The sequence below is a fragment of the Claveliimonas sp. genome (assembly GCF_037273965.1).
In the GTDB taxonomy this organism is placed as follows: domain Bacteria; phylum Bacillota; class Clostridia; order Lachnospirales; family Lachnospiraceae; genus Claveliimonas; species Claveliimonas bilis.
The window spans coordinates 1-5,794 of the sequence record NZ_JAYAZJ010000118.1 but is presented as its reverse complement, the minus strand read 5'-3'; the positions used below and the strand labels follow the sequence as shown (position 1 = coordinate 5,794).

The window sequence follows — 5,794 nt, the reverse complement described above, 5'->3', positions numbered from 1 at the left end:
TCTTCCGATCTTATAGACAAAAAATCCGGATTCTAGTATACTGAATAAATAGAATCCAGCAATCCCAATAAAATGAAAGAAATAAAAATAAGGGGTGAAATTAAGGAAATGCCAAATGCAAAGAATAAAACATATCATGAACAGACAGAAATCGATTATACGATAAGACTTCGTGAAATTCTGAAAACGCTGCCTCCTTTTGCAAAGGATTTCTTTCGTGCCATCGAACCGACATCATCTATTCGTACCCGAATGAATTACGCTTATGATATACGTGTTTTTTTTCACTTTTTAATGGAAAATAATCCGATCTACAGTAAATATTCTATCACCCAGTTTACAGTGGCTGATTTGGATGATCTGGAGCCTGTAGATATTGAGGAATATATGGAATATCTGAAAGTATACAGGCGTGATGATGATGAGGTAATGACAAACGGGGAAAAAGGTCTTGCCCGGAAAATGTCCGCGCTTAGAAGTTTCTATGCCTATTATCATAAACACCAGTATATTTCTCATAATCCTACACTTCTTGTAGATATGCCGAAACAGCATGAAAAAGCCATTATCCGCCTGGATGCAGATGAAGTGGCGCTTCTTCTGGACCATGTGGAATCCTGCGGAGAATCTTTGTCCGGACAGGCCAGAAGATATTACGAAAAGACAAAAGAAAGAGATCTTGCTATTCTCACACTTCTTTTGGGTACAGGGATCCGTGTTTCCGAGTGTGTCGGACTTGATATTACGGATATAGATTTTAAAAATGACGGGGTTACTGTCACCAGAAAAGGCGGCAATCAGATGGTTGTGTATTTCGGAGATGAGGTGGAATCCGCTCTTATGAAATATATTGGGGGAAGCCGAAAGGCTGTGGATCCCCTTCCCGGACATGAAAATGCCCTCTTCCTCTCCACCCAGCGCCGGCGTATGGGGGTTCAGGCAGTGGAAAATATGGTGAAAAAATATGCCCGCCAGGTAACACCTAATAAAAAAATCACTCCCCACAAGCTTCGCAGCACCTATGGAACTTCTCTTTATAAAGAAACCGGAGATATTTATCTGGTAGCGGACGTTTTGGGACATAAAGATGTAAATACAACGAAAAAGCATTATGCTGCAATCGATGAAAACAGACGCCGGCAGGCGGCGTCTGCTGTCCGTCTAAGAGAACCTTAATATTCTGCCTTTATTGATATATTATCACTTTTCGTTTGATAAATCATTAATTGTTTTCCTTTTATCAATCTTTTTTAAATATACTTTACAACCAAAAAAGAATAAGGTACGATAGCAAAGTATCACTATGTTATAATTCAAGAATAAAAAATAGAAGGGATTTTACATATCAGATGAAATTACAGCAATTATTGAGCTATACAAGAAAAGCCGTAGATGAATACCAGATGATTGAAAAAGGCGACCATATTGCAGTAGGTATCTCCGGCGGAAAAGACAGTCTTACTCTTCTCTATGCGCTGCATGGATTGAAACGTTTTTATCCACAGACATTTAATCTGAGCGCCATTACAGTAGACCTGGGTTATGAAAAATGCGATTTCAGCCCGGTTGTGGAGCTTTGCAGAGAACTTGATGTTCCCTACAAAATTGTTAAAACGGATATTGCTCACATTTTATTCGAGGAACGAAAAGAAAGCAATCCCTGCTCTCTCTGTGCAAAGATGAGAAAAGGCGCTCTGAATCAGGCAGTAAAAGAAATGGGCTGCAATAAAGTTGCCTATGCTCATCACAAGGATGATATCATTGAAACAATGCTTCTTTCTCTGATCTTTGAGGGAAGGTTCTATTCCTTCTCGCCGAGAACTTATCTGGACCGCATGGATCTGACCGTTATCCGCCCCATTATGTTTGTGGATGAAGCAGATGTCATTGGATTTAAAAATAAATATGATCTTCCTGTTGTAAAAAGCAGGTGCCCTATTGACGGTTACACAAAACGCCAATACGCAAAAGAGCTGGTGCATCAGTTGAATGCAGAGCATCCTGGGGCAAAGCAGCGAATGTTTACAGCAATTTTGAATGGAGACATTAAGGGATGGCCGGAACGGATCCCCCATGTCAGATAAGATATTTCAGATAAAATATCAGATAAGGTTAAAACATAAAAATACCGCCGACACTCCGATCACACACTTTTTTGAAAGCATCGGAATGCCGGCGGTTCTTCTTTTCTATTTGGAATTTATCATTTTTACATTATGATGTTTTACAATTTACGGTCTCCGCCGTTTTCTTTAATTGCTACAAGCTGTTTGATGGCTTCCGCAGTTCCTTCAATGCCAAGGACAGAGCTGTCAAGGCAGATATCATAGCTTTCTGCGTCAGACCAGCGTTTGTTCGTATAATAATTATAATAGCTGGAACGCTTTTTATCAGTCTTCTGGATCAGATCCTTTGCTTTTGCGTCTGTCAGGTCATAAATTCTTGCGATCCGGCGGATACGGGCTTCCATCTTGGCGTGAATAAATACACTCAGAACATTGTTATATTCCTCCAGTGCATAGTCCGCACATCGTCCGACCAGAATACAGGGGCCTTCGTCCGCTATTTTTTTGATGGCGTCAAACTGTGCCAGAAATACTTTGTGGTTGATCGGCATATCTGTATAATTCCCGCCGGAATATCCCAGGGAATATGTATCCATAACCAGAGAATATAAGAAGCTGTTGGTCGGTTTTTCGTCGTGGGCTTCAAATAATTCTTCACAGATACCACTTTCTTTTGCCGCTCTGCCAAGCATTTCCTTATCGTATAATTTGATGCCGAAATCCTTTGCAACCTTATAACCGATCTCACGTCCGGCACTGCCAAACTCTCTTCCTATGGTAATAATTGTATTTGTTTTTTCCATACCATTCACGCTCCTCTTCCTCGTTGTTACCAACTAGATATATGTATTATATAACAATTTCGAGAAAAAGTATAGAATTTTATGAAAATTTCGAACTATTTTTTTGTTAGTCTGTCTAATAGATTCAGAAAATATTCTGGCAGGGGCGCATTTACTTCCAGGTATTCGCCTGTCCTTGGATGAATGATCCCTAAAGTTTTAGCGTGAAGTGTCTGTCCCTGAAGACCGCGGATCGGGACCTTTGAAGATCCATATACAGTGTCGCCGAGAAGCGGATGGCCGATGGATGCCATATGCACCCTGATCTGATGGGTGCGTCCTGTCTCAAGCTCACACTGTATATAGGTGTAATCCCCGAATCGCTCCAATACTTTATAATGAGTTACCGCACGCCTTCCGTTTTTCGCCCTGGTGCTCATTTTTTTCCGGTCTACAGGACTTCTGCCAATAGGCGCATCTATTGTACCGCTGTCTGTTTTTAAATTTCCCGTAACGATCGCTTCATATACACGTCGGATAGAATGTTCTTTTAACTGGAGAGCAAGATTCTGGTGAGCCATATCATTTTTGCAGACAAGAAGGGATCCGGTTGTATCCATATCAATTCTGTGGACGATTCCCGGACGCGTAACGCCGTTAATACCGGAAAGCTGATCTTTGCAGTGATACATCAATGCATTGACCAGAGTGCCGCTGTAATGCCCGGGAGCCGGATGTACCACCATTCCTTTCGGTTTATTTACAACGATGATATCTTCATCCTCATAGAGAACGTCAAGAGGGATGTTTTCTGCCTCGATTTCCGGTTCTTTTACCTCCGGTATGGAAACTTCTATGCTGTCATCAAAACAAAGCCTGTAACCGCTTTTTACAGGCTTTCCGTTGACACAGACCATCTTTTCTTTTATCAGCTTCTGTATGTGAGAGCGGGACAATTCCGGCATCTCTTCTGCCAGATACTTATCGATCCGGATCCCGCTTGTCTCTTCCGCTGTAAAGTATTTGTTCAAAGTCTTCCTCCTTATAATAAAACAGTACCAGAACTAACAGAAGGATCGTCGATACTGTCACAAAAATATCCGCAACATTGAAAACCGGGAAATCGATCAGCTTAAAATAAAAGAAATCAATCACATACTGCAGCCGGATGCGATCGATCAAATTGCCGATTGCCCCGGAAACGATCAAAATAGCGCAGATCCGAAGAGGCAGGAACTTTTTTGAGGCCGGAATTTTCATATAAATCCAGATAACCGCGCCCATCACAAGAAAGGTACTGATATAGAAAAACCATTGTTTTCCCTGGAGAATACCAAAAGCAGCCCCGCGATTTTCAAGATAGGTAAGCTGAAAAATGCCGGGGATCAAATCGATAGGATTCTTATCCTTCAAATATGTGACAGCCAGATATTTGCTCCATTGATCAAGCAGAACACCTGCCGCCGCCAGGATGAATGCCGCAATATAATGTTTATTTTGTCTTTTCTGATTTTCTTCCATGATCAATTCTGTCAATCCTTCTTTACTTACTCTTCTGGGATCAGATATACTTTCCTATTTCGATATACAAACGCCCTTTTTTTGTCTCTGAAAGTATGCCCAGGTACTTTATACGTCCCATGCCCCGGACAGAAATAATATCATTTTCTTTCAGTCTGCAGGCATTTGTGGTGATCAGCTTTCCGTTGACAAACACTTTTCCGCCCTCTATAAGTCCGGTCAGCTTGCTGCGCGACAAAGGGAATGCAACAGAGAGAACGGAATCCAGACGTACCGTGGAAACAGTTCCTTTGTGAAGTTCAAGATTCGGCGTATAGTGGAAATTCTCCATATTTTCCACAGATACTTTCACTGTCGTATGGCGGATCCTTGTCAAATTTCGGCAGATATAGTCCGCCATGGAATCTGTGACAAATACACGGCAGCACTCTTCTGATACAAGAAGATCTCCGAGGCAGCACCGTTCAATTCCGAGATGAAGGATTCCGCCCAGATAATCCCGGTGAGAAAGATTCTCCGCAAATTTCAGATTAACCGGAGAAATCTTCAGGATTTCTACAGGATACCGGTACTCATAATAAAGAGCATCAGGTAGAAAGGCAACCATCTGACGCTCTGCTGCTTCGTATCCGCCATATGTTTCATATGCTGCCGGAAACATATGTTTCGGAGTGGAATGTAAAATATTCAGTTCATTCAGGTTCAGAAAGTCTGTAAAAGTAACAATATCTCTTTGATATGCCGTGTTAGAAAGCTCCACAAGACGTTTCTGAAGCAATAATTCTTCCTTATTCATGAAACAGACCTAAAATCTGGTACGCATAGAAGATGCGTCAAAAGAGGTATTCAAAAGATCCTGAAGATCTCCGGAAATATCTACATTTGTAGGTGTAACAAGGAATATGTAATTGGAAATCTTCTGCAGATTGCCGCTGATAGCAAAAGTTGCACCGGATGTAAAATCAATGATCCTTTGTGCCACTTCAAGATCCAGACCTTCCAGATTCAGAATAACAGTGCGTCCACTAAGAAGAGTTTCTGTAATCTCACGGGCATCTTCAACAGAAGACGGCTTAATGACACATACTTCCATATTCGGCGCGTTTCTTCGGGATGCCGGCTGACGCATAGGCGTCACTTTATTATTTCCGGCACTGCTTACAGCGTGGGAAGAACTCTGGGAATTTCTGGATGAAGATCTAGGCGCTCTGTCATCATAATCATCGTAGTCATCATCATAATTATCATCATATTCTTTCCCTTTAAATCGTGAAAGAAGACCGCCTTTTTTTGCAGGTCTGTCATCATAATCATCATCATATTCATCATCGAAAAAATCATCGTTATCGTAATCGTCATCTTCGTCGCTTAATTTCATAATGTCAAGAAACTTATCTAATACTCCCATTTTAAATTCTCCTATCT

At 41.3% G+C, this 5,794-nt stretch carries 7 protein-coding genes; 2 read left to right on the top strand and 5 right to left on the bottom strand.

From position 1 onward, the window contains the following. Positions 1-108: 108 nt before the first annotated feature. The gene (locus WJ238_RS10680) at positions 109-1,176 is read left to right on the top strand and encodes a tyrosine-type recombinase/integrase (RefSeq protein WP_316270419.1); all 1,068 of its coding nucleotides are present in this window, start codon (positions 109-111) and stop codon (positions 1,174-1,176) included. A 173-nt stretch (positions 1,177-1,349) separates the two neighbouring features. Then, positions 1,350-2,084: a tRNA 2-thiocytidine biosynthesis TtcA family protein gene (locus tag WJ238_RS10675; protein ID WP_230106145.1), complete on the top strand. Its 735-nt coding sequence runs from the start codon at positions 1,350-1,352 to the stop codon at positions 2,082-2,084. A gap of 140 nt (positions 2,085-2,224) precedes the next feature. Here WJ238_RS10675 and WJ238_RS10670 read toward each other — a convergent pair whose 3' ends face one another. The 5 genes from WJ238_RS10670 to WJ238_RS10650 all read right to left on the bottom strand — a co-directional run bounded on the left by WJ238_RS10670 (position 2,225) and on the right by WJ238_RS10650 (position 5,777). Continuing rightward, positions 2,225-2,869, bottom strand: a complete 645-nt coding sequence (locus WJ238_RS10670) for a cytidylate kinase-like family protein (protein ID WP_337606921.1) — start codon at positions 2,867-2,869, stop codon at positions 2,225-2,227. A 95-nt stretch (positions 2,870-2,964) separates the two neighbouring features. Further along, on the bottom strand, positions 2,965-3,879 hold the full coding sequence (locus WJ238_RS10665; RefSeq protein WP_316270421.1) for an RluA family pseudouridine synthase: 915 nt from the start codon (positions 3,877-3,879) through the stop codon (positions 2,965-2,967). Further along, the gene (lspA, locus tag WJ238_RS10660; protein WP_230107617.1) at positions 3,830-4,369 is read right to left on the bottom strand and encodes a signal peptidase II; all 540 of its coding nucleotides are present in this window, start codon (positions 4,367-4,369) and stop codon (positions 3,830-3,832) included. The genes WJ238_RS10665 and lspA overlap by 50 nt, the downstream gene beginning before the upstream one ends. Positions 4,370-4,409: 40 nt before the next feature. Beyond that, complete coding sequence (locus WJ238_RS10655; protein ID WP_230106148.1) at positions 4,410-5,165, bottom strand: YlmH family RNA-binding protein; 756 nt, start codon at positions 5,163-5,165, stop codon at positions 4,410-4,412. A 9-nt stretch (positions 5,166-5,174) separates the two neighbouring features. Continuing rightward, positions 5,175-5,777, bottom strand: a complete 603-nt coding sequence (locus WJ238_RS10650) for a cell division protein SepF (protein WP_316270423.1) — start codon at positions 5,775-5,777, stop codon at positions 5,175-5,177. Positions 5,778-5,794: the final 17 nt, after the last annotated feature.